This window comes from Aeromonas sp. ANP5 (assembly GCF_963870295.1).
GTDB lineage: Bacteria > Pseudomonadota > Gammaproteobacteria > Enterobacterales > Aeromonadaceae > Aeromonas > Aeromonas veronii.
On the sequence record NZ_CAWMRY010000001.1, the window covers coordinates 192846 to 216120 of the forward strand.

At 59.4% G+C, this 23275-nt stretch carries 23 protein-coding genes, 1 tRNA gene and 1 pseudogene; 8 read left to right on the forward strand and 17 right to left on the reverse strand.

What is annotated here, in order from left to right:
* Positions 1–168: 168 nt before the first annotated feature.
* Positions 169–1350, forward strand: coding sequence for a M28 family metallopeptidase (locus tag AACT07_RS00830; protein WP_069526312.1), 1182 nt, complete (start codon positions 169–171; stop codon positions 1348–1350).
* A 177-nt stretch (positions 1351–1527) separates the two neighbouring features.
* Here the strand turns inward: AACT07_RS00830 and AACT07_RS00835 are convergent, their stop codons facing one another.
* Complete coding sequence (locus AACT07_RS00835) at positions 1528–2136, reverse strand: short chain dehydrogenase (RefSeq protein WP_005347588.1); 609 nt, start codon at positions 2134–2136, stop codon at positions 1528–1530.
* Positions 2137–2241: 105 nt separating this feature from the next.
* Here AACT07_RS00835 and AACT07_RS00840 point away from each other — a divergent pair, with 105 nt between their 5' ends.
* Together AACT07_RS00840 and AACT07_RS00845 are read left to right on the forward strand one after the other, a co-directional pair.
* Complete coding sequence (locus AACT07_RS00840) at positions 2242–3123, forward strand: LysR family transcriptional regulator (protein ID WP_069526313.1); 882 nt, start codon at positions 2242–2244, stop codon at positions 3121–3123.
* Positions 3124–3251: 128 nt separating this feature from the next.
* Positions 3252–4166 (forward strand): Gfo/Idh/MocA family protein, encoded by a 915-nt coding sequence (locus AACT07_RS00845; RefSeq protein ID WP_069526314.1) that lies wholly within the window; start codon positions 3252–3254, stop codon positions 4164–4166.
* A gap of 113 nt (positions 4167–4279) precedes the next feature.
* Here AACT07_RS00845 and AACT07_RS00850 read toward each other — a convergent pair whose 3' ends face one another.
* The 3 genes from AACT07_RS00850 to AACT07_RS00860 all read right to left on the reverse strand — a co-directional run bounded on the left by AACT07_RS00850 (position 4280) and on the right by AACT07_RS00860 (position 7641).
* Complete coding sequence (locus AACT07_RS00850) at positions 4280–4630, reverse strand: TusE/DsrC/DsvC family sulfur relay protein (protein WP_019446869.1); 351 nt, start codon at positions 4628–4630, stop codon at positions 4280–4282.
* A 24-nt stretch (positions 4631–4654) separates the two neighbouring features.
* Entirely contained in the window at positions 4655–6820 is a 2166-nt protein-coding gene (gene yccS, locus AACT07_RS00855) for a YccS family putative transporter (protein WP_069526360.1), read from the reverse strand.
* Between the two features lie 164 nt (positions 6821–6984).
* Complete coding sequence (locus AACT07_RS00860) at positions 6985–7641, reverse strand: Bax inhibitor-1/YccA family protein (protein ID WP_005338308.1); 657 nt, start codon at positions 7639–7641, stop codon at positions 6985–6987.
* Between the two features lie 208 nt (positions 7642–7849).
* Here AACT07_RS00860 and AACT07_RS00865 point away from each other — a divergent pair.
* Positions 7850–7937: transfer RNA gene (locus AACT07_RS00865), tRNA-Ser, on the forward strand.
* 115 nt (positions 7938–8052) lie between these two features.
* Here the strand turns inward: AACT07_RS00865 and ulaR are convergent.
* The 4 genes from ulaR to ulaG form a co-directional block, all read right to left on the reverse strand.
* Positions 8053–8811 carry an HTH-type transcriptional regulator UlaR gene (ulaR, locus tag AACT07_RS00870; protein ID WP_069526315.1) on the reverse strand — a complete coding sequence of 253 codons (759 nt, stop codon included), beginning with the start codon at positions 8809–8811 and terminating at the stop codon, positions 8053–8055.
* Between the two features lie 97 nt (positions 8812–8908).
* Complete coding sequence (locus tag AACT07_RS00875; RefSeq protein WP_069526316.1) at positions 8909–9781, reverse strand: L-ribulose-5-phosphate 3-epimerase; 873 nt, start codon at positions 9779–9781, stop codon at positions 8909–8911.
* A gap of 14 nt (positions 9782–9795) precedes the next feature.
* Positions 9796–10620, reverse strand: a complete 825-nt coding sequence (locus tag AACT07_RS00880; RefSeq protein WP_069526317.1) for a Cof-type HAD-IIB family hydrolase — start codon at positions 10618–10620, stop codon at positions 9796–9798.
* 119 nt (positions 10621–10739) lie between these two features.
* A complete protein-coding gene (ulaG, locus tag AACT07_RS00885) occupies positions 10740–11807 on the reverse strand; it encodes an L-ascorbate 6-phosphate lactonase (protein ID WP_021229099.1) in 1068 nt (355 codons plus the stop codon).
* A 512-nt stretch (positions 11808–12319) separates the two neighbouring features.
* Here ulaG and AACT07_RS00890 point away from each other — a divergent pair.
* From AACT07_RS00890 to AACT07_RS00905, 4 genes are all read left to right on the forward strand, one after another.
* Positions 12320–14071 carry a PTS ascorbate-specific subunit IIBC gene (locus AACT07_RS00890; protein ID WP_069526318.1) on the forward strand — a complete coding sequence of 584 codons (1752 nt, stop codon included), beginning with the start codon at positions 12320–12322 and terminating at the stop codon, positions 14069–14071.
* Positions 14072–14115: 44 nt separating this feature from the next.
* On the forward strand, positions 14116–14592 hold the full coding sequence (locus AACT07_RS00895; RefSeq protein ID WP_042083631.1) for a PTS sugar transporter subunit IIA: 477 nt from the start codon (positions 14116–14118) through the stop codon (positions 14590–14592).
* 40 nt (positions 14593–14632) lie between these two features.
* Positions 14633–15325: an L-ribulose-5-phosphate 4-epimerase gene (locus AACT07_RS00900; RefSeq protein WP_069526319.1), complete on the forward strand. Its 693-nt coding sequence runs from the start codon at positions 14633–14635 to the stop codon at positions 15323–15325.
* 125 nt (positions 15326–15450) lie between these two features.
* On the forward strand, positions 15451–16095 hold the full coding sequence (locus AACT07_RS00905; RefSeq protein ID WP_064338471.1) for a 3-keto-L-gulonate-6-phosphate decarboxylase UlaD: 645 nt from the start codon (positions 15451–15453) through the stop codon (positions 16093–16095).
* Between the two features lie 63 nt (positions 16096–16158).
* Here the strand turns inward: AACT07_RS00905 and exeN are convergent, their stop codons facing one another.
* The 9 genes and pseudogenes from exeN to exeF all read right to left on the reverse strand — a co-directional run bounded on the left by exeN (position 16159) and on the right by exeF (position 23275).
* Entirely contained in the window at positions 16159–16926 is a 768-nt protein-coding gene (gene exeN, locus AACT07_RS00910) for a GspN family type II secretion system protein ExeN (RefSeq protein ID WP_069526320.1), read from the reverse strand.
* Entirely contained in the window at positions 16923–17414 is a 492-nt protein-coding gene (gene exeM, locus AACT07_RS00915) for a GspM family type II secretion system protein ExeM (RefSeq protein WP_069526321.1), read from the reverse strand. Before exeM ends, exeN begins: the two co-directional genes overlap by 4 nt.
* Positions 17411–18595 (reverse strand): GspL family type II secretion system protein ExeL, encoded by a 1185-nt coding sequence (gene exeL / locus AACT07_RS00920; protein WP_069526322.1) that lies wholly within the window; start codon positions 18593–18595, stop codon positions 17411–17413. Before exeL ends, exeM begins: the two co-directional genes overlap by 4 nt.
* A 122-nt stretch (positions 18596–18717) precedes the next feature.
* Positions 18718–19719 (reverse strand): GspK family T2SS minor pseudopilin variant ExeK, encoded by a 1002-nt coding sequence (gene exeK / locus AACT07_RS00925; protein ID WP_005359007.1) that lies wholly within the window; start codon positions 19717–19719, stop codon positions 18718–18720.
* 109 nt (positions 19720–19828) lie between these two features.
* A pseudogene (gene gspJ, locus AACT07_RS00930) lies at positions 19829–20476 on the reverse strand (type II secretion system minor pseudopilin GspJ); the annotation flags it as partial.
* Positions 20473–20832, reverse strand: a complete 360-nt coding sequence (gene exeI, locus AACT07_RS00935; protein ID WP_069526324.1) for a GspI family T2SS minor pseudopilin variant ExeI — start codon at positions 20830–20832, stop codon at positions 20473–20475. The gene exeI and the pseudogene gspJ, both read right to left, overlap by 4 nt.
* Positions 20833–20914: 82 nt before the next feature.
* Positions 20915–21487 carry a GspH family T2SS minor pseudopilin variant ExeH gene (gene exeH / locus AACT07_RS00940; RefSeq protein ID WP_005350046.1) on the reverse strand — a complete coding sequence of 191 codons (573 nt, stop codon included), beginning with the start codon at positions 21485–21487 and terminating at the stop codon, positions 20915–20917.
* 38 nt (positions 21488–21525) lie between these two features.
* A complete protein-coding gene (gene exeG, locus AACT07_RS00945) occupies positions 21526–21957 on the reverse strand; it encodes a GspG family T2SS major pseudopilin variant ExeG (protein WP_005338297.1) in 432 nt (143 codons plus the stop codon).
* Between the two features lie 97 nt (positions 21958–22054).
* Entirely contained in the window at positions 22055–23275 is a 1221-nt protein-coding gene (gene exeF / locus AACT07_RS00950; protein ID WP_005338296.1) for a GspF family T2SS innner membrane protein variant ExeF, read from the reverse strand.

The following is a 23275-nucleotide window of genomic DNA, read 5'->3' on the forward strand; positions in this document are numbered from 1 at the left end:
GCCACACCTGAACCGGAGCAGGCATCGACATAGAGTACTTGGCTGCTAATAAGCGCCCTTTTTCGAGACATCCGCCTTTTTGACAGCAGTGGGTGCCTAGACTAGGTTGGTATTCTTATGAGGCCTGCCAAGGCTGTTCACTGTTAACCATAACCGGAAGGATCCGACATGAAAGCGATGACTGCAGCCCTCTTGCTCCCCCTGATTCCCCTTGCCGTTCAGGCGGGGGCACCCGTGTGGATCACGATTGGGGCCGATAGCGGGGTTGAGCTCAAGCAGGTCAATGCCAAGCTCTCTCCCCTGTTCAGTGCCAGCGGGGCGCCTATCCAGCTGGCCCAGATTGAGGCAAGCGAGCTTGGCTCCCTCTCGCATCTGATGCACGAAGGGCACCAGCGTTGCGGTGGCTATGTGGTGCACACGACCCTGGCAGATGCGCTGCAGAGCATGGCCCAGCCCCTTAGCCAAAACCTGTTCAGCGCACCGCCATTGACCCAGGGGGCCAGTGTCAACCGGCTGCTGCCTCATCTGGATCAAGGCAATATCGCCAGCACCATCAGCAAGCTGTCCGGCTGGCGCAACCGCTACTACACCACCCCCACTGGCACGCAATCCGCCGACTGGGTGGCCAGCCAGTGGCAGAGCCTCGGCAGCACCTTGCCATGGGCCAGCGTCAGCCGGGTCAAACATAGCGGCTACCCGCAACAATCCGTGGTGCTGACCCTCAAGGGAAGCCGCTATCCGGACGAGGTGGTGGTGCTCGGTGGCCATCTCGACTCCACCGCAGGCTCGGCCCCCAACAGCAAGACACTGGCCCCCGGTGCCGATGATGACGCCTCCGGTATCGCCACCCTGACCGAGGTGCTGCGGGTCATCGCCGAGCAGGGCCGCCAGCCGGAGCGCACCTTGCAATTTATCGGCTATGCGGCAGAGGAGGTGGGCTTGCGGGGCTCCAAGGATATCGCCAGCCGCTACAAGGCGGCCAACACCAAGGTATTGGCCGCGCTCCAGCTGGACATGACCAACTACAAGGGCTCGGCGAACGACATCGTCTTTATGACCGACTACACCGACAAGGGGCTGACCGGCTACCTCACCCAGCTGATCGATGCCTACTTGCCGCAAGTCAGCTATGGCTATGACAGCTGTGGCTATGGTTGCTCGGATCACGCCTCCTGGCACAATCAGGGCTACCCCGCCGCCATGCCGTTCGAGTCACGTTTTAGCGAATACAACCCCAGGATCCACACGGCGCAGGATACGTTGCAAAACTCGGATCCCTCGGCTGGCCATGCTCTCAAGTTTGCCCAGCTGGCGACCAGCTTTGCCGTTGAAATGGGCAAGATCAACTGAGTCACAGGCCGCAGCGCAAGCCAAAAGGAAGGAAGTTTCTACTTCCTTCCTTTTTTTCTATCTTCTGTGTGGCTTTGCCCCCGTCATACAAAAAGCCCCGAGAGCAGGGCGCTTTCGGGGAAGAGGAAAAACATCGACAAGGAATTACAACGGCATTGGGGTCACACCTGAACCGGATCAGGCATCGACATAGAGCACCTGACCGCTAATAAAGCCATCGACGGAGCGCTCAAACGCCTTGCCGACCAGGGCGCCCGGCACCGGCTGGAAGCCCGGCATCATCTCGCCATATACGTCCCACGCCTCTTCCAGTACGGTCGGGTTGACCACATTGATGCGGATGCCGCGGGGCAGCTCGTGGGCCACGCACTGGACAAAGGTATCTATGGCGCCGCTGGTGGTGGCATCGGCAATGGCCAGCGGGATCGGCTTGATATTGAGGATGCCGGAGATCAGGGTGAAGGAGCCCCCCTGATTGATGTAGTTGAGGCCGATATTGACCAGATTTATCTGCCCCATCAGCTTGCTCTGGATGGTGGTTTGCCACTGCTCGTCGCTCATCTCGCCAAAGGGGGCGTATTCGCAAAATCCTGCGGTATTGACCACCGCATCGAAGGAGCCCACGTTTTGGTAGAGTCGCTCGATGGATTCTCTGCTGGTGATATCCACCTGAAAATCACATCCCTCGCCGGAGCGGCTGGCGGTGATCACCTTGTGCTTGCCCAGACCACTGAGGGCGGCTTGCCCCATTTTCCCCTGAGCACCAATCAGAATGACAGTTTTCATCGTTAACCTCGCTTTGCTGGAAGAGCTGCAAGGTTAGAGAGCCACTGATACAATGTAAATCATGGGTGATTTGTATGTGATACAACTGAAATTGGTGAGGTAAGGGTGGAAAAGATCGATATCAGGCAGATGCGGGTGCTAGTGCTGCTGGTGAGATACAAGAGTGTGTCGCGGGTGGCCGAGCTGCTGGAGATCTCCCAACAGGGGGTGAGCAGCCATTTGAAAAAGCTGCGCGATCTCTTTCCCGCCGAGCTCTTTATCCGCCAGAGCGCCGGGTTGCAGCCCACCGATTACGCCTGCGATCTGGCCGCCAGGTTCGAGCAGATCCTGGCCGATATCGACGGGGTCTTTGTGACTGCCCCCTTTGATCCCGCCAGCAGCGAGCGCACCTTCAGGGTGATGGCGAACGAATATGCCCAGCTCGCCATTATCCCAAGGCTGGCGAGCGCCCTGCGCACTCAAGCGCCCTCCATCCGGCTCGATGTGGTGGACTTTCAGGCCGAGCTGCATCTGGAGGCGCTGGCCAGCGGAGAGGTCGATCTGGTGATTGGCTTTGATGCCTATCTCGACCCGGGGTTGCTGCGCGCCACCCTGCGCCGGGATCACTACTGCTGCGTGCTGCGCCGCGACTCCCGATATCTTCCGGACAACGCCCCGCAGGATCTGGCGGCCATCCCCTTTGTGCAGTTCGCCAACAGCGTCGGCAATTTCGAAGGGCAGATGAGCCCGCAGCAGGTTGCCAGCGCGGCGGTGGCGACGCTCCCCTGTTACACCTCGCTGCAAGCCTTTATGTCGGTCAATGACGTAGCGGCCTGCATCCCGTCGGCCATCGCCGCCCTTGGGGATTTTCGTGTGCTGGAGCTGGCCGGGGCGCCGCAGCCGTTCGAGGTGGTGGTCGGCAGACACCGCAAAAGCCAGGGCAATCTCGCCATCGAGTGGCTGGCTGATGTAATCAAGTCGGTCAGCGATCTTGCCATGCCCGGATAACGCCGCCGTTTGCACAGAGCGGCCGCCACCAGCCAGCGCGCTAACGGCAGGCTGGATCTGCGGGAGAAATCCTGCGATGGTGCGGGCAGTTATCCGCTTGTCCCGTTATCGAGTGAAAAGGAGTTGAGATGCGCATTGCCATGATTGGTCTGGGGGATATCGCCCAGAAAGCCTATCTGCCGCTGCTGGCGAGCGACGAGCGGGTCACCCCGCTGCTCTGCACCCGCAATCCAGCAGTGCTGGAAAAGCTGGCCCGCCAGTATCGGGTCGCTGAGTGCTTTACCGATGTGGCGGCCATGCTGGCCAGTCGCCCCGACGCCGTGATGATCCATGCCGCCACCGCCGTTCACCGCCAGCTGGCCGAGCAGTGCCTGCACGCAGGGATCCCCACCTTTGTCGACAAGCCCCTGTGCGACAATCTGGCCGAAGCAGAGGCGCTGGCCAACCTCGCCATCGCGCAGGATTGCGCCCTCTTTACCGGCTTTAACCGCCGCTATCTGCCCGCCATGGCCGAGGCGCGGGCCCAGCCGCTCACCGAGCTTAACTGGCAAAAGCACCGCTTCGCCCTGCCGGGCAAGGCGCGGGATTTTATGTTCGACGACTTTATCCATGTGCTCGACAGCCTCTGCTTCTATGGCGGCGTGCCACAGGGGGACTTCCATGCGGTCTTGCGACCAGATATGAAGGACAACAGCCTGTTGGCCGGGGTCAGCGTCAGCTGGCAGAGCGGGGATCGCGCCATCAGCGGCAGCATGAACCGCAGCGCCGGGATCACCGAGGAGCGCATCGATGCCTACGGCGACAACCTCTCTCTGCACCTTGAGAACTGCACCCGCGGCATCATCGCCCGCGACAAACAGGCGCAGATGCTTAGCCCCAACGACTGGCAGCCGGTGCTGGCCCAGCGCGGCTTTGCTGCCATGCTGGAGCACTGGTATCAGCAGATTGAATCGGGCAAGGCGGATAGCGAGTTGATCGCCTCCTACCTGCACGGCCACCGGCTGGCGGAGCAGCTGGTGGCGCTGGCTGACAAGCGGAGTTAAGGCTGGCTGGAAGTGGGCGTGACATGAATGCGCGTTGCGCGGGGAAGGCGCATCAAAAACAACGGGGGGCCGCAGTTGCGGCCCCCCGTTGTTATGGGATGAGATGCATGGGATCAGATGCACTTCACCGGCTTGGGCAGGCCGCCAATCTTGGTCGCCTGCTTGGCTGGGCCTTCCGGGAACAGCTTGTAGAGGTAGCGGCTATTGCCCTTCTCGGGGCCGTACTGCTTCTCCATCGCCTTGACCAGTGCGCGGATGGCGGGGGAGGTGTTGAACTCCAGATAGAAGGCGCGCACAAAGCGCACCACTTCCCAGTGCGGCTCCTCAAGCGTGATCCCCTCCTGCGCAGCCAGCACCAGCGCCAGCTCCTCGCTCCAGTCGTTGCTGTTGAGCAGGTAGCCCTTGGCATCGGTCTCGATGAGTTGGCCGTTGAATTCCAGCTGATGTTTTTCGGACGCAGACATGAGGGCTCCTCGCTAATGGGGCTATCAGGATTGGGCGGGCATGGTAGCGCCTTGATCCCCGGTGAGCAACCGGCTCTCGTTGGCCAGATGCAGCAGCTGATCCGCCAGCTCGCTGATCAGGTTGAGCTGCTGGGTCAGCATCAGCTGCTCCTCGCTGCTGTCTGCACTGCTGTCCGTGCAAAGAAGGGGGCTCTGACCACCGATGGAGCTGGAGGGGTTGCCCGCCAGATGACCGGCGGCCTGCTCCAGGGTGTGGCAGATGTGGTGGCGCACCTCATCCAGCCCGCTGATGGCCTCCAGCTTGTCGCGATGGGCCCCCAGCGCCGAGATGTAGGAGAGCAGGGCGTGGTTGCGCCAGGTGAGGGTAAAGCAGAGATCGAGGAAGCGACGGCGCTTTTGCGGCTCCACCAGCATGCTCTGCCAGGCGGTAGCCAGCTCGCTGTCCGCCAGATGGGCGCTCTTGCGCGCCACCCGATAGTCGATGGATTCGTCCCGCTGCTGCTTGAGGCTTGCCAGCACCGCCGAGAGGTAGCGGGCGTTGGCCGAGAGCGAGTTGGCGATAAGCGTCGGCAGCCGCTTGTATTGCCAGTCCGGCCAGAGCCAGGCCACCAGCCCGTAGGAGATCAGGCAGCCGAGCAGGGTATCGAGCAGCCGTGGCCCCAGAATGGCAAAGCCGATGCCATCAAGCAGGTTGAACGCCATCAGCACGTAGAGCGTGATAAAGCAGACCGCGGCGCTGTAGTTGTTGCGCACCTGGGTGAAAAACAGGAAGGCGGCCAGACCCATCACCACCAGCTGAACGTGCAGCTCGGGGAAGAGCCAGAGCACCGGAATACCCACCAGAATACCTGCGAAGGTGCCGAGCATCCGCTGCACCAGTCGGCGGCGGGTGGCGCTGTAACTGGGCTGGCAGACAAACAGCACGGTCAGCAAAATCCAGTAGCCCTTCTCCAGATCAAAGGCTTGCAGTATGCCGTAGCCGATCACCAGCCCGAGTGACAAACGCAGCGCATGGCGAAACACCATGGAGTGCAAGGTGAGGTGCTGCTTGAGCTGGGCCAGCAGCGGCAGGCGGGGCGGGCGCGCCAGCGCGGGCAGCTCCTGCTCCGGCTGCTCGGGGTTTTGCAGCACTTCGGCGCTGCCCAGCAGCTGGTTGATGCTGGCCAGATTGCGGCGCAGGAACTTCATCGGCGTCAGCAGGGTTTTCGGGTAGTGCTGTTTGAGATTTGTGAACTCCAGCTGATCGCCAAGGGCCTCCAGCGTCCAGTGGATGCGCTTGTTATGGGTGTAGGGCTTGTGCACCAGAATGGCGTAACCGAGCCGCTGGCACGCCTCGGAGAGTTGCAGGAACACCTCCTGAAACCCTTCCAGTACGATGCCCTGCTTGAGCTCCGCTTCCAGCCGGCTGTAGGGGTAGTGGCTGGAGGTGGCGCGTTCGTGAATTTCCAGCGCCAGCAGATAGAGGCGCAGCAGGCTGGCAAGCTCGGGGCTGGCCGGATGGCGGCGGCTCAGGCGGGCGTTGAGGGCCGATTTGGTGAGGGTCAGCGCGCTCACCAGATTGATGTTGAGCTGGGCCAGATTGTGGCGAATGGCCTGGGCGCCGTGCTCGTCCGCCGGGAAGAAGCGGGATTTCTCCAGCAGGTAGCGACCAAGGGCGAAGTAGCTCTGGGCCAGTTGCTCGTGCAGGGTTTTGTAGGGCAGCAGCCAGAGCCAGATAAACGAGACCAGCCCGTACCAGAGGGCACCCGCGCCGAGCGCCAGCGGCTGGTAGAAGAGATCCGGCGCCTTGGCGGCACCCAGCATGGTGTAGATGGCGATGAGCAGGGAGCCAAAACTGATGGTGGCATAGCGGGCGCCGAGCGCCCCCACCATCACGAAGATAAAGGTGGAGCTGGCCAGCCCGATGGCAAACAGCCAGGGGGTGGGGTAGAGATACTGCACGCACAGGGACGCAAACATGAAACAAATCAGCGTCATGGCGAGATTTTTGAGCCGTCCCCACAGGCTGTCGTCGGTTTCGGCGATGGCGCCCGCCACGACCCCGAGGGAGAGCAGCACGGTGAGCTGGATATTGCCGGTGGCCAGGGTGAAGGCGAGCAGACCGAGAATGGCCAGCAGCACCTTGAGAGCGAAGTAGATGTGACTATCGGTCAGCAGTCGGCGCAGCAGGCCAGAGAGATCCATCGGCATGAGACAGGTGAAACCCTTGATCGAAAGGAGAGCGAGATAGTAACCCGCCAAGCGCGAAGTGGCCCTGATCCAAATCAGGGCCACTTCGCTTCATATCCTTGATTTACAACTTATCCTGACAAAAATCGGCGCCAATAAAAACCCCGCCGAAGCGGGGTTTCTGATTAGTTGCGGTTGCCGCCAAGCAGGCTCAGCAAGCTCAGGAAGATGTTGTAGATGGAGACATACAGGGTGACGGTGGCGGAGATGTAGTTGGTCTCGCCGCCGCGCACGATCTGCTGGGTAGTCAGCAGGATGGCCCCGGAGGAGAAGAGCATGAACATGGCGGACAGCGCCAGGCTCAGGGCGCTCATCTGCAGGAAGATGTTGGCAATCATGGCCACCAGCAGTACCCAGAAACCGACGAACAGCATGCCGCCGATGAAAGAGAGGTCACGCTTGGTAGTCAGGGCATAGGCCGACAGACCGAAGAAGGTGAGCGCGGTGCCGCCAAGGGCGGTCATCACGATCTCGCCACCACCATTGTTCATGTACATGTTGATGATGGGGCCCAAGCTATAGCCCAGCAGACCGGTCAGGGCGAAGGTGAAAACCAGCCCCATGCCGTTGTTGCGATTCTTCTCGGTCAGGAACATCAGACCGTAGACACCGATCAGGAACACGGCCCAGTGCAGCGGCGGCATGTTCATCACGGTAGCGACCCCCGCCACCACGGCAGAGAAGCCCAGAGTGAGGGAGAGCAGCATATAGGTGTTACGCAGTACCTTGTTGGTATCGCGTACGGCACTTTGGGTGCCAGTGTAGATAGAACGGGTATCCATCTTGGGTGTCCTCTTGATGTCCGGGTGAGACGGCGAGCAGCCGCCTCGTGATCGCTGTTTGTTACTGCATGTTTACGCATTGTATGTAGAACAAATAGGGATGACGAGGAACAATTTCAAGCCACCTGCCATTTTGCTCCCGCACACTATCCCACAGGAAATATGTATTGCATATGAACAAGGGCTTAGCGTAGTATGCACGCCGTTCGGAGGGGTGGCAGAGCGGCTGAATGCACCGGTCTTGAAAACCGGCGATGGGCGACCATCCGTGGGTTCAAATCCCACCTCCTCCGCCATATTCAAAGAGAAAGCCCAAGTGATTCAATCGCTTGGGCTTTTTTGTATCTACGGTTTCTGGCCGAAAATGGTCTTGAAAGAAGGCGCCGACAAAGCGCCCCGGCACTTTATGTCCTAGACCAGAATGACCTGCACATCTCTGGCTTTGATCTGCTCGATAACCTCTTTATCCGCATCCTTGCCGGTGATCAGAATGTCGATCTTGCTGGCGGCGCAAAACAGCATGCCTGCCCGCTGTCCCACCTTGCTGCTGTCAGCCAGTACCACCAGCCGGCCGACGTGGTTGAGCATCTTCTGCTCCGCCATGGCGGTCAGCATATCCATCTTGTAGAGACCATCCGCGGTGACACCCTTGCCGCTGGTAAACATCCAGTGCCCGGCATAGAGGGAGGAGATCTCGTCCTGCGGTGCCAGGGTGATGGATTGTGACTTGTTGTATTGACCCCCGATGATCACTACGCCGTCATGGTCATTCTCGATCAGGTAGTTGGCGAGCGGGAAGTAGTTGGTGATGACCTGAACATCCTGCCCGCAGATCTCCTGACCCAGCACGAAGGCGGTGGAGCCACAGTTGATGACCGCGCTTTCCCCCGGTTTGATCAGGGCTGCTGCCGCCTGGGCGATGCGCACCTTTTCGCTGTGATTGAGGCTTTCATTGCTGTCGAGCGGAGACCAGTGGGCCTTTCTGGCCTGCATCAGGGCTTCGGCCCCGTTGCGCACCTTGCGCAGCTTGCCGGAGTCATTGAGCTTGTTGATATCGCGGCGCGCGGTGGCCGGAGAGATATCAAAGGCTTGCATTATGCTGTTGACCGACAGATGACGTTTCTGATTGAGCAGTTCCAAAATGGCGTTATGGCGATGTGCTTCTGTCATATCATGCCTAATGATGATTGAATCTGATTGGGTGGTGATTATATCGCGCATAGGTGTGGATGACAGCAACCTTGTTAACTCTTCTGATAATGAGCCTTCAGGCGATTGCCAGACCGGCTTGCCGAGCGTGTTCGACCAGTCGCCCCTTGGCCGTTTTCAGCTTGCTGGCCCACTCTTCATCCTTGGCCCACATCTCCAGCACCAGGGGGCCGTTGTAACCGATTTTTGCCAGCGTGTGGAAAATGGCTGCAAAGTCGACCTCTCCCTCGCCAATGACCAGATCACGGAACTGCCCGCTGCAATCTGCCGTTACCTTGCGGGTGTCTTTGAGGTGGATCTGCACGATATGGTTCGCACTCAGTTGCAGCTCGGTGCAGATGTCATAGTTCCAGCCGGTGATATTGCCGACATCCGGATAGGCCATAAAGTAGGGGGAGGGGATCTGCTTTTTCAGCACCTCGAATTTGCTGAGGGAGTTGAGATAGGGGGTATCCATGATCTCCACACCCAGCATGATGCCTGCCCGTTCCGCCATTTTGGCTGCCGCCTTCATCCCGTCGATGAAGTGGCGGTGGGTCTCGTTGCTTTGCGGTTCGTAATAGACGTCGTAGCCCGCCAGCTGGATGCAGCGAATGCCGAGCTTGTACGCCAGATTGATCGCTTTTTCCATGATGATGGCCGCCTGCTTGCGGATGGCCGGATCCTGCGAACCAAACGGAAAGCGGCGATGGGCGCTCAGGCACATGGAGTGCAGCGGTAAGCTGTGCTGCTCGCACAGGCGTCTGAGCCGATAGATTTCGCTATCTGACCAGTCGAGCCGTTGCAGTTTTTCATCTGATTCATCAATGGATATCTCGATGAAATCAAAGCCAAGCTCCTTGGCCGACAAAATTTTCTCTTGCCACTCCAGTGCAGAGGGCATGGCTTTTTCATAAAGGCCGAGGCGTAAGGCATGGTCAAAGTGGTGCATACAAGCTCCTGCATTCAGATAGGGAAATAGCGGTTCAATACCTCGAGGATCCCGCCCTCGTCGTTGCTCTCGCGGGTGACCCGGTTGGCCATCTGTTTGACCTCCTGCTCGGCATTGGCCATGGCGATGCCCATCCCTGCGAGGCAGAGCATGGAGGCGTCGTTGTGGTTGTCGCCGATGGCGACCAGTCGCGCCGGGCTGATCCCTTGCTGGTCCAGATAATCCTGCAGTCGCGCTCCCTTGCTGTTGCCGCGGCGGGCAAAATCAACCCGATTGGCCCATGACTGCTCGCCACTGAAGTGTTCGCGTACCCAGGGGTGATGTGAGAAGGCCTGAATGGCGGTGATCTCTCCCTCGGCCACGAACTTCCAGACATGGCTGCTGTTGGCCAGCTCATCTTCAAACGAGTCAACACTGGCTACCTGCGGCTGGATCGGCGGTGCAAAGCCGCTGGCCCACTGCTGCAGGGCCGCCACGTAGCGCACCGGCTGATGAGCGGAGTAGACCATGCGGTCAGTGACATACATGACGAGGTTGAGTCGGTGCTCCCTTGCCAGCGCGATAAAGCGTTGTGCCAGTTCATGGGGAATGGCGTTCTCTGCCAGCACGGCGCGCCGGTCGTAGTCGTAAACGTAGGTGCCGTTGCAGCAGATGATGGGAGTGGTCAGCCCCAGTTCGTGGTGATAGGGGTGGGCGGCTGTGTGGTGTCTGCCGGTGACCAGCATGACGGTGGCCTGCTCCTTGATCCTCATAATGGCCTCTTTGACGGCCGGCATGATGGTGTGAGCACTGGTCAGGGTGGTGCCATCGAGATCGAGGGCCAGGGCGTGATAGCGCATCGTCTGATCTTCTTGTTATCCGGTGAGGTGGGGGCAATAGAGGGGGTGATTGAGATGACGCCTTGCTGGCTCATCTCCATCACCCTCCCTCGTATTACCCGGCGTCTGACAGGTCGTGCTTACAGGAAAGATTTGTAAGGCAGCTCCGGCTCGTCGATGAAGATGTCATCGAACCCGCGCGGGTGCTGGTAGTGCAGCTTGCTCTGGTCGGTCGGGAAGGTGTATTTGCCACCGACTTGCCAGAAGAAGGGGCTGAAGCGATAGCCGAGGCGATCTTTTTTCATGTTCCAGAGCACTTCGATCTCGCGGGGATCGCTTTGGAAGTTGGCCCAGATATCGTGGTGGAACGGGATCACCACTTTGGTGTTGAGGGACTCCCCGGCCCGCAAGATGTCTGATGAGGTCATCTTGTCGGTCACGCCGCGCGGGTTCTCGCCATAAGAGAGCAGCGCCACATCTATCTGGTAGTCATTGCCATGCTTGGCGTAGTAGTTGGAGTAGTGAGAATCACCCGAGTGGTAGAGGTTGCCCCCGGATGTCTTGACCAGATAGTTCACTGCCCGATCATCCATGCCATCCAGAATGCTCTTGTCGGTGGAGGAGACCCCCGCCGGCAGGGTGACCAGCGCGGTACGGTCAAAGGCATCGAGTACCTGGATCACGATATCGCCCACCGGGATCTCGTCACCTACGCGGGCCACCACGCAACGCTCGGCAGGCACCCCCCAGCGCAACCAGAGGTCGACACAGGCTTTCGGGCCGATGAACTTCACATGCTCACCACAGTTTTGCAGCACGGCAGCCGCCACATTGACGTCGATATGGTCGGCATGATCGTGGGTAGCGAGCACTGCATCGATATCTTTAATCCCGAACGGATCGAGCACGAAAGGTGAGGTTCTCAGGTTGGGTTGCAGCTTGCGTACGCCCCCCATCCGCATCATCTGGTGCTGCTTGTTCATGTAGGGATTACCATGGGTTCGCTTGCCCGTGCCGCACCAGAAGTCGATGGAGATGTTGGTATTGCCGGCAGACTTCAGCCAGATACCGGTGCAACCCAGCCACCACATGGCGAAGGTATTCGGTTTGACCTCTTCCTGCTCAATCTCTTCATTCAGCCAGGTGCCCCACTCGGGGAAGGTGCTGAGGATCCACGATTCACGGGTGATTTCTTCAATCTTGCTCATCTCACATACCTTTCTGATTTGGATGGTTCACACAGTGGTGATTCATCGGGTGATGACATGACTTGCATGGTTGCGAGTCAGTGATTTGCTTTGATTGGTTATGACTATATTACTCACATTTGTGATTATCAATGATTGTGGTGATTGTTTTGTGAGATTAATTGCGGCATATCACAATCAAGAGGTGAGTACATTTTTAAGTGATTGTATTTATTGGGTTTACTTGTTTTTTGTCTATTTATAGGGATTCTTTGAATCCTTTTATGCAGCTTTGAGTGCCCTTTTAACCGAAGTTTTACATCCAGATGGTGGAAAAAAGAGATTCTCCCGACCTCGATCTTCATCACAATAAATCACGACGTGATTATGTATGATTATTTTGAATTTGATAGTGAGTGGTGGCAGTTGAATCTGCTCGCGGGGCGTCAGGTAAAGCAATGCCCATATGAATGGTGAGATGTCTGCACCAATCCAATAGCAATGAGTTGTCCTCATCTGGACGGAGCATAAATATGGAAACCCTCTACAACGCTTTTTACATCTTTTACAGTCAGGTGATGACCAAGGCACCCCTGCTGTTGGGGCTGGTGACCTGTATTGGCTACCTGTTGCTCAAGCAGGATGGCACGACGGTCGTCAAGGGCACCGTGAAGACCATCGTCGGTTTCATGCTGGTGCAGGTGGGCGCCAGTACGCTGGTGGCCGGTTTCAAGCCGGTGGTGGACAAGATTGCGGAATATCATCACCTCACCGGTTCAGTGATTGATCCCTACACCACCATGATGGCGACCATGGAAACCATGGGAGAGAACTACTCCTGGGTCGGATATGCGGTATTGCTGGCCCTCGCCCTCAATATTCTGCTGGTGTTGCTGCGGCGTTATACCGGGATCCGCACCATCATGCTGACCGGCCACATCATGTTTCAGCAGGTAGGTCTGATCGCGGTCTTCTATATGGTGATGGGGGCCTCGATGTGGGAAACCATCCTCTATTCCTCCGTCATCATGGCGCTCTATTGGGGGATCTCCTCCAACATCATGTTCAAGCCGACTCAGGAAGTGACAGGTGGGGCGGGGTTCTCCATCGGCCACCAGCAACAGGTTGCTTCCTGGATTGCCACCAAGGTGGCTCCGAAACTGGGCAATAAAGAAGAGAGCGTCGATCACCTGAAGCTGCCAAAGTGGCTGCACATCTTCCACGACAGCATCACGGCGACCGCCATCGTGATGACCATCTTCTTCGGTATCATCCTGCTCTCGTTTGGCCTTGATAATCTGCAACAGATGGCGGGTCAGACTCACTGGTCCATCTACATTCTCGAAACCGGTCTCAAGTTTGCGGTCGCCATTCAGGTCATCGTGGTGGGGGTGCGGATGTTCGTTGCCGAACTCTCCGAGGCCTTCAAGGGGATCTCCGAACGGGTCATTCCCAACGCCGTCCTGGCAATCGATTGCGCCGCTATCTACGCCTACTCGCCGAATGCCATGGTCTTTGGCTTCATGTGGGGGGCTATCGGTCAGTTCCTTGCTGTGCTTGCCCTGCTGGCATTCCAGGCGCCCATCATGATTATCCCGGGCTTCATTCCCATGTTCTTCTCCAACGCCACCATAGGGGTGTTCGCCAACCACTTTGGCGGCTGGCGCGCAGTGATGAAGATCTGCTTCGTGATGGGGATCATCGAGGTGCTGGGCTCTGCCTGGGCAATCCACCTGTTCGCGGTCAATGGCACCAGCTTCAATGGCTGGATGGGGATGGCTGACTGGGCGCTGGTGTTCCCGGTGATCATGCAGGGACTCTCCTTCTCTTCCCTGTTCTTCGTGGTATTGCTGGCCGGTGCCGGGCTTTATATGTACTTCGCTTCCCGCACCCTGCGGATGGAAGAGGATATGGCTGTCCCGAGTGCTGCCGTGGCAGAAGACGCGGCCGATCTGCCAGCCTCGCCAGTCGAGAGTGCCAAAGGGGGGCATGCAGTGCGGATCCTGGCGGTATGCGGCAACGGTCAGGGTTCCTCCATGATGATGAAGATGAAGATCGGCAAGTTTCTCGAACAGCGTGGCGTGCCCCATGTCATGGACTCCTGCGCCGTTGCTGATTACAAAACCAAGCTGCAGACCACCGACATCATCGTCTCTTCCAAGCATCTGGCCGGCGAGATGAGCCCCGGTGAGGGCAAATTCGTGCTGGGCGTGCAGAACATGCTCAACCCCAATTCGTTTGGTGATGAACTGCTGGGCATCATCAAGAACAACTTTGCAAATTAAGCCGATGATCCTCGCTGCACTCGGCAGCGGGCAAGGAGAACAAGATGAAATTCAAACAATCGCTGATGGAAAACAACTCTGTATTGCTCAACTCGGCCGCCAGCGACTGGCGCAGCGCCATCAAGCTGGGTACTGACATGCTGATCCGCTCCGGCGCCGTGGAGCCGCGTTACCACGATGCGATCATCGGCAGCATTGAAAAGATGGGGCCCTATATCGTGATTGCCCCCCAGTTCGCGATGCCCCATGCAAGGCCGGAGGATGGAGTCAATCGCACGGCGTTTGCACTGGTCACCCTGACTACGCCGGTGAAATTTGAAGGGGAAGAGGAGCCGGTGGACGTGCTGGTAACGCTGGCGGGCAGTACCTCGGATGAACACATGGAGGGACTGATGGAGGTGACTCAGGTGCTGGAGGATGAATGCAGCGAGAGCGGGATCAACCTCGACAAGCTGCGAGCGTGCCAGAGCACAGCAGATGTATTCAACGTCATTGATCAGGCGCTGGCGCAAGTGGTCTGAGGCACCCAACGCGGCCCCGCAAGGGGCCCAGGAGAACGAAATGTACAACTCATTGAAAGAGGCGGTATTGGAGGCCAACCTGCTGTTGCCCCGATACGGTCTGGTTACCCTGACTTGGGGCAATGTATCCCAGATTGATCGCAGCCTGGGCGTGGTGGCCATCAAGCCATCGGGGGTCTCTTACGACAATATGACTGTTGACGATATCGTGGTGGTTGATTTGGAAGGCCAGATCGTCGATGGGCATTTATCCCCGTCCAGTGATACCGCAACCCATCTGGTTTTATATAAAGCGTTTAAAGGTATTTCCGGTATTGTGCACACCCATTCCCGTCATGGCACTATTTGGGCGCAAGCAGGAATGGATATTCCCGCCTTGGGTACCACCCATGCCGATTATTTCTATGGCGATATTCCCTGCACCCGTCCGCTGACTGAAGATGAAATCCGCATTGATTATGAAAAAAATACCGGCAAGGTCATTGTCGAAGAATTTCAGCGACGGGATCTGGATCCGCAGGCCTTGCCTGGCGTGGTCATCACCGGTCATGCCCCCTTCTGTTGGGGCAAGAATGCGGTGGATGCGGTGCACAATGCGCTGGTGCTGGAGGAGGTCGCTACCATGGCGCTGGCAACCAGAGCGTTGAACCCGGCCATCCATATTACGCAGGAGTTGTCTGATAAACACTACTTCAGAAAGCATGGTGAGAATGCCTATTACGGCCAGTGTTAATTAGTTGGCCCATTATTTAAATTACCCATCTATCTATATTAGTGACATCAGGTTGCAGCCCTTTATCGACTTTAAATCAATGGGCCAATCAATTAAGCCAAGGTTTTAAATTGAGGAAATATAGTATGACCAAACCAATGTTACAGATTGCTCTGGATTCTACCGATCTTGCTACCGCCGTGGATATTGCCGATCGCGTTGCCGGTTATGTCGAGGTGATCGAGGTCGGCACTATTCTGGCCTTTGCGGAAGGCATGTCTGCGGTACGCACCATGCGCGAGCGTCATCCTGATCACATTATCGTGTGTGATATGAAGACCACAGATGGTGGTGCCATTCTGGCTCGCATGGCCTTCTCGGCCGGAGCTGACTGGATCACGGTATCGGCCGCCGCACATGTCGCTACCATTGCTGCATGCAAGAAAGTCGCGGACGAGTTTGGTGGGGAGATCCAGATAGAGATCTATGGCAACTGGACGCTGGATGATGCCAAACAGTGGGCCGATATGGGGATCACCCAGGCTATCTATCACCGCTCGCGGGATGCCGAGTTGGCCGGGGTCAGCTGGACGCAGGCTGATTTGAGCAAGATGCGGGCACTCTCCGAGCTGGGGCTGGAGCTGTCGATCACCGGCGGTATAGTGCCGGAAGATATCCACCTGTTTGAAGGGATTAGGGCCAAGACCTTTATCGCCGGACGGGCACTGGCATCGGAAAGCGGACAGGCAACCGCAGAAGCGTTGCGCCGAGAGATAAGCAAATATTGGTAACAGGAGCAGGTTATTAGCGGATAAAGGCCCCGGAAATACTCCGTGGCCTTGTCGCAGCAGGGGTTAGATCCGCCCCTGATAGCGCAGGGGGAAGCGGCCCTGACTGTCGGGCTGGCCGAGGAAGGGGAGCCCTTGCTGCATCTGTGGTGGCAGTGCCGGGCCCGGCTTCAGGGTGCCCTGGAACAGGTATTGGCCATTGGGTTGCAGCTCGAGGCGACCCATGGTCTGCACCGCATCGGAGCCCTGCTTGAGTTCGGCCACCAGCTTGGAGTCGAGGCAGGTGAGTTTCAGCTCGGGGTCGGCCAGATCCAGCTTGCCCGCCGGGGTATCGGCGCTGGCGTTGTACCAGTCGAGGTTGCCGTAGAGGTTGTCACACCAGGGGTTGCCCTGGGCAAATTGCTCCACTTTGAGCTGCAGCTGGCCGCTGACGGTGAGCGGGATCGGCAGGCGCATCGGCACCCGGCTCAGCAGCCAGGGGGCGGGGGCGTTGAGGGTCAGATCCCGGCCGAAGGCGGCGCCATTCCAGCCGACAACGCCCTGACCATTGAGGCCGTTGCGATCGCCAAAGCGAATGGCCACTTCGGGGGCGAAGCGCAGCAGCGACCAGCCGTTGAGATCCCAGCGCAGCTGGTTCACCGATTCGCTGGCATATTGCAGTCGGGTAATCTGGCCACTCCAGAGGGTGCCGCTCACCCCTTCCAGTTTCAGCAGGTTGGCAACGTTGGCAGGCAGCGGCAGATGGCGAGCCACCAGTGCCGCGGGCAGGGTGGCCAGCAGGAAGAGCAGATAGGCTGCCAGAAACAGGCTGGCAATCAGGATGCGTTTTTTCATTGTGGACGACTCAACTGCAAACGTCTGACCTTGACCAGACCCGGGGCCAGATCCTCGCGGGCGATCTCGATGATTTGAACCTGAATGCCGTGCTGCTCCACCAGCGTGGAGAGCCAGAGCAGCAAGTCATCGAACTGGACCGTGTCGATCCACACTTGCAGCTCCTGCGCCTGGGGTTGCAGCCGGGCAATCTTGATCTTGTGGTTGAAGGCGGTGCGGTTGACCACCCCTTCAAGGGTGCCGCTGGTATCGATCTGGCGACCCGAGCCACCCTGCATGGCCAGCACCTCTTCCCCCTTCTCCTTGAGCCAGGCGAGGGTCTGCTGCTGGTTTTGCACCTGCCGCTCCCGCTCTGCGATGCGGTTGGCGATGGGCTGCCAGACGCTCCAATAGAAGAGACCGACCAGCAGCAGAACGCCGCCTGCGACCACCAGCCGCTGTTCCCGTGCTGTGATGCCGTGCCACCAGCCCTGCAATTTTTCCATCATGATGATTTACCCTTGAGCACCAGTGCGCCCTCTACCTTGCCCTCGGTGCTGCGCACCTCGCCTTGCTGTACCTCGAATTGCTTGCCAGCCAGCTCGCGGAACCGCTCGATCTCGGCAAAGCCGGGAGCGGTCACCTGCAGCCTCAGCTCGCGGCGACTGGCATCAAAGCGCATCACCTGTGGTTTCAGACCGGGGACTTCGGCAAAGGTGGGGGCCAGCTCGGTGAGCATCAGCAGTACGCCGTTTTGCGGGGCTTGTCCCATCTGTTGCAGATGCTGGTTCATCTGGCTGCGTACGTTCACGATGCGGCTCTCACCCGGGAAGATGCGGGTATAGACGGCGCGGATCTCCGCTTTCAGCGCCTTGTCCTGCTCGGTGAGCTGATAGAGCTGTACCCCGCGCTGGCCGAGGGCCACCAGCAGCAACAGACCCGCGGTGATGACTACCTTGCGCCACTGCAACCAGTAGCGGGCATATTCGGTCTGCGGTCGGTAGGGGCCGATCAGCAGGTTGGCCCTGCAGGTGAGGGCCCCCTTGGCCAGCAGCAGCATGGGTAGCTCGGGCTCCGCCGCCAGCCAGTTGGCGGCGGCAATGGCGGGCACCGGGGTGTGGCTGTGGATGGTGACCGGCTCCGCTTCGGTTGCCAGCAAGATAGCCAGCAGCGGCTCGTCGGCTACGATCCCCTGACTGGGGCCCTGGCGTACCAGCCACTCGCTGCCGAGTTGCAGGGCTGACCAGCCATCCGCGGCCTGTGGCAGCGCCAGCACATCGGGCAGCAGTTGCAGGCTTTTGAGGCCAGCGGCATCGAGCCAGCCGAGCCACTCGCCCATCTTCTGCCGATCCACCGCCATCAGGTCGACCTGTTGCCCTTCGTGGGCCAGCACCACCAGATGGAGCTCGTCCACATCGGAGGCGATCTGCTCCTCCAGCAGGTAGGGGAGGGCCGCCGCCGACTGGCGGTTGTAGCGACCCGGCAGGGTGACGCGCCGGAAGATCAGATCGCTGCCCGGCACTAGCGTGACCACGGGGCGGCCACCGGCCCGCTCCTGCAGCTCGCCCAGAGCATCGGCCGAGGGCAGGGTGCCGGAGGCGATGATCTCCTGCTCCTGACCGGACCAGACCAGCCAGGCCACGGGTTGTTGTTTATTGGTCCCCAGTCGGATGACCAGACTTTCGCTCACGCATCTCTCTCCTGCGATACCGGTTTGCAAAGGGCGTTGTGCGCCCTGGCAACCGGTGCGCAGCCCGCAGGCTGCATCCAACATCTCTCGTACCCGCAGGCGATGGCCTGCAGGTGCGCTGTTTATTCGGCGCCGCTACTGAGCCGGCGCAGCATCACCAGTTTATTGTCCTTGCCCCGCTGGAACAGGGTTTCGAGCCAGGCCCGGTTGTCGCCGACCTCGGCCACGACTCGGGCTTCGAAGAAGTCGCTCTTGACCACCAGCGCCTCTTTCAGCCCTTTCACCGCATCGACCGGAGCGAGCATGTCTGTCATCAGCTTGCTCTCTTTCCACCCCTTCTGTGGCCGCTCGTTCAGTACTCGCTTGGCGTCATCCAGCCCGATAGTGCCCAGATAAAGGGCGACCAGCAGCTCGGGGCGCTGGGGGGCAAGGGTATTGATATTGATCTTCAACTTGTCGTTGGGCAGGGTGCAGACATAGGGGGCCAGCTTGGCATAGACCCTGGCCGTCACCCCGCGCACCGCCCTCAGCTCATCCTTGCCCAGCATCCACTGATTGGCGGTCAGATAGGGTGGCTTGAGCCCCTCGTAATAGGCGTCCTCTGCGCCAAGGCTGGAGACCAGCACCGTATCCTTGTCGGTCCAGTCACGGATGGCATCGGTGAGCTGGGCCGCCTCGTAATCATCCATCGCCAGCTGCTTGAGCAGTTCGCGAAACACCTGCACCGGATAGGGCTGCTGCGCCAGCTCCTCGCCGCTCCCCGCCTTGGAGGCCACGCTCAGGCTGTTGAGGTTGAAGCAGGATTGCAGGTCGGTCACCTCGCCTTTGAGCTGGCCATCGTCCACCGGAAATACAGTGTTCTTGCGGGCCCAGTTCTGGCTGAGGTTGACCACCTCGGGGTTGTCCTTGAAATCCTGCGTCAGCACCTTGCTCACCAGCGCCTCTGCCGAGAGGGCATACCACCATGCCTGTTTGCCTGTGGTGATGTTGGCGGTGCGGCGCAGCTCAAGCTGCAGGCGGCCGCTCATATTGCTGGCGATGATCACCATCACCGAGAGGATCAGCAGCACCACCAGCAGCGCCATGCCGCGCTGGCGACCGGGGGCGGCGAGATTAGCCCGCATTGGCGCCCCCTCCGTTCTGGTTGTCACCATTACCGCTATTGGTATTGCCGTTGCCGCCACTGTTCCCGTTGCTGTTGCTGCCACCCCCTTGGTCGGGGTTGCTGCTCTGGCTGTTCTCTTCGGCGCGCTGGCCACCGGCGCCAATCAGGAACTGACGGCGAATGGTGCCGTAATCTTCCAGATCCAGCTCTACCGCCAGCCCGTGGGGCAGCACGCTGCGCTGGCTCCACTCCTCTTTCCAGTTGCCCTTGTCGAAGAAGTAGAGGCGAAACGCCGTGACCCCCGTCAGCACCGGCTGGATGCGTGGCTCGGTACCGATCACCGGATCCGGATAGAGGTAGCTCAGGCGCTCCAGCTTCTGATCCTTGAGACGCCAGCCGACCCGCTGCAGATGGGAGCGGGGCAGCATGCCGTCCGGGTTGAGCCAGCCGCTGCGCATAAAGGCCATGCCCCAGTCATCGCTCTGCTGGCCGAACCGGGAGGCCGCCAGCAGCACCTTGTTGCTCTCCCCCTCAATGCGACCGCTGCGCGGCACCATCTGGGTGATGTCTCGCTCCAGCAGGGTGAAGGCGAGCTGCAATTCGTTGAGGCGAGCCTCCTTGCGCTTGGCCACCTCGTCACTGGTGAGCACCCCCTGCAGCACCTGATAGGCGCCCATGCTGAGAGTGGCGAAGATGGCGATCGCCACCAGCATTTCGAGCAGGGTAAAACCGGCGTGACGGACGGGGCGAGGCGTGCGGGCGGATAGCTGGGTCATCGGCTGATATAGGTCCGCATCATGGCGACCGGGTTCTCGGCCTTGGCCTCGGTACGCACTTCCATATCGAGCGCCCGGAAGTTGTTGTCGGCGGTGGCGACGCCGCGATAGCGCCAGTACCAGGTGCTGCCAGCCATCTGCTCATCCCCTTCCACCCAGCTGTCGCCGGGCCACTTGTTCTCGAGCTTCTGTTGCACCAGCTGATTTTCTACCACCCAGGTGGCGAGTGTCTTCTGCTCCAGATAGTTGAGGGCCGAGAGGTGTTCGCTGGCGGTTTTTATTACCGCGAGACCCGCGATGGCAAAGACTGCCAGTGCCACCATCACTTCGAGTAAGGTCATGCCCCGGGCGTTCATCGTGCCACCTGTTGAGGGTGTGGTTGGCACAGCAGTAGCGCCACCATGACTCCTTTCTCAAACAACGTCATGCCGCGAGCGTTCATTCGCTCACCTCTTCATCTTCATCGCCGGTGAGCAGGGTGAGGCGGCCGAACTCGTCCCCCTTGACGATGCGGGTGTAGCGGGCATCGTCATCCTGCTGGGTGAAGGTGAGCACGAACGGGCTCAGTTCGCCGCCCGGGAAGATCAGTAGCTGCGGCGTGCGCTCCTTCTCGTCGCGCTTCTGTTCGGTTTTCTCGTCGGAGTCCGGCTGCCAGCCAAAGCCTTCCAGCTCCAGCGCCAGCGTCATGTTCTCGGCCAGTTGCACCGGCCCCAGCTGCTTGTCGCCAGTCAGGGCCAGCCACTTGCGATCCTTGGCCTGACGCTGCATAAACTGCCAGCCGTTATCCTCGATGCGAATACCAACCAGCCGACCATCCATCACCGCATACTCCTGCGCCAGCTGCAGGGTCGCCATCAGGCGACGCGCCTGCTTGTCCAGCTCCCGATCCCCCCTGGCGCCACCCATGCTGAGGGTGACGGCGGTGGCCACCAGCCCCATCAGCATGGCGACCAGCAACACTTCCAGCAGGGTAAAGCCGGATTGGCGATGAAAGGAGAGAGACCGCTTCATGCAGTCAGCTCACAAGGAGTGCGGTGGCGGCACATCACTTATTGGAAATCCTTAAGGTTCCAGTTGCCGATGTCGTCATCGGTACCGGCTTCGCCATCCAGACCCATGGAGAAGATGTCGATCTTGCCGAACTGGCCCGGGCTCAGCAGCTGGTACGGGTTGCCCCAGGGATCTTGCGGCAGGCGCTTGATGTAGCCGCCATCGCGGTAGCTGCGCGGTGCCGGATCGATAGAAGGCTTGGTCACCAGCGCGTCCAGACCCTGTTCGGTGGTCGGGTAGCGGTTGTTGTCCAGCTTGTACATGTCGAGGGCGTTTTCCAGCGCCACGATATCGGAGACCGCTTTCTGCTGGTCAGCCTTCTCCTTGTTGCCCATCAGGTTGGGCACCACCAGACTGGCCAGAATGCCGAGGATCACGATGACCACCATGACTTCCAGCAGGGTAAAACCGGATTGACGACGTTTGTTCATGAGTTGCTCCGTAACGAATGAGATGGCATAGCCCATCAGAGAGTGATCACTGGGTGGGTTCGACGGGCCGCCAGCGGCGCCACCGAACACCGGAAAATTACATATTCACCATATTGTTGAGCTCGAGGATCGGCTGCAGGATCGACATCACGATAAACAGCACCACCCCGGCCATGGAGACCACCAGCATGGGTTCGAACACCCCGAGGGCGATATTGACCTGGGATTCAAACTCCCGATCCTGGTTGTCTGCCGCCCGCTCCAGCATGCTGTCGAGCTCGCCGCTCTGCTCGCCGGAGGCGATCATGTGCAGCATCATGGGCGGGAAAATCTTGGTCTCGGTCAGCGACTTGCGCAGACTGGTCCCCTCGCGCACCCGTTCGGCGGCCTCGAGAATGCGCATTCTGGCAAAGTCGTTGGAGAGCACTTCGCCGGAGATCTTCATCCCCTCCAGCAGCGGCACCGCGCTGGCGTTGAGGATGCTTAAAGTACGGGCGAAGCGGGCGGTGTTGAGACCGCGACTGACCCGGCCAATCACCGGCAGACCGAGCAGCACCTGATGCCAGCGTCGGCGGCGTTTTTCATCAGTGAGCCACCAGCGCCAGACAAAGCTGCCAAGGAAGATCAGCAGCAGGAACCAGAGGCCGTAGGCCTGCATCAGTTCGCTGGTGCCGATGAGAAAGCGGGTGGTGCCCGGCAGCTGCTGGCCCATGTGTTCAAACTGGGCCACCACCTTGGGTACCACGGCGGTAAGCAGGATCGAGATAACCCCGATGGCGACACAGGTGAGCACGATGGGGTAGATCATCGCCTGCAGCAGCTTGGTGCGCATATGCTGGCGCTGCTCGGTGTAGTCGGCGAGGCGGTTGAGCACTTTTTCCAGATGGCCCGATTTTTCACCGGCCGCCACCATGGAGCGAAACAGCTGGTCGAACACATGGGGAAAAGCCCCCAGCGAGTCGGCCAGCGAATAGCCTTCCACCACCTTGCTGCGCACGGTTGCCACCAGAGAGCGCAAGTGCGCCTTTTCGCACTGCTCGGCCACTGCCTTGAGTGCCTCTTCGATGGTGAGACCGGCGCCCACCAGAGTGGCCAGCTGGCGAGTGATAAGGGCCAGCTCGGCAGTGCTGGCACCGCGCCGAAACAGGGCGAAGCGGGTCGCTTCCCGTTTCGCCTTCTCGGTGGTCTCGTTCACCTCGAGGGGAGTGAGCCCCTGCTCGCGCAGCAACTGGCGTACCTGACGGGCGGAATCCCCCTCCATCACGCCGCTCTTGCTGCGCCCCTTGTTGTCGAGGGCCTTGTATTCGAATGCCGCCAT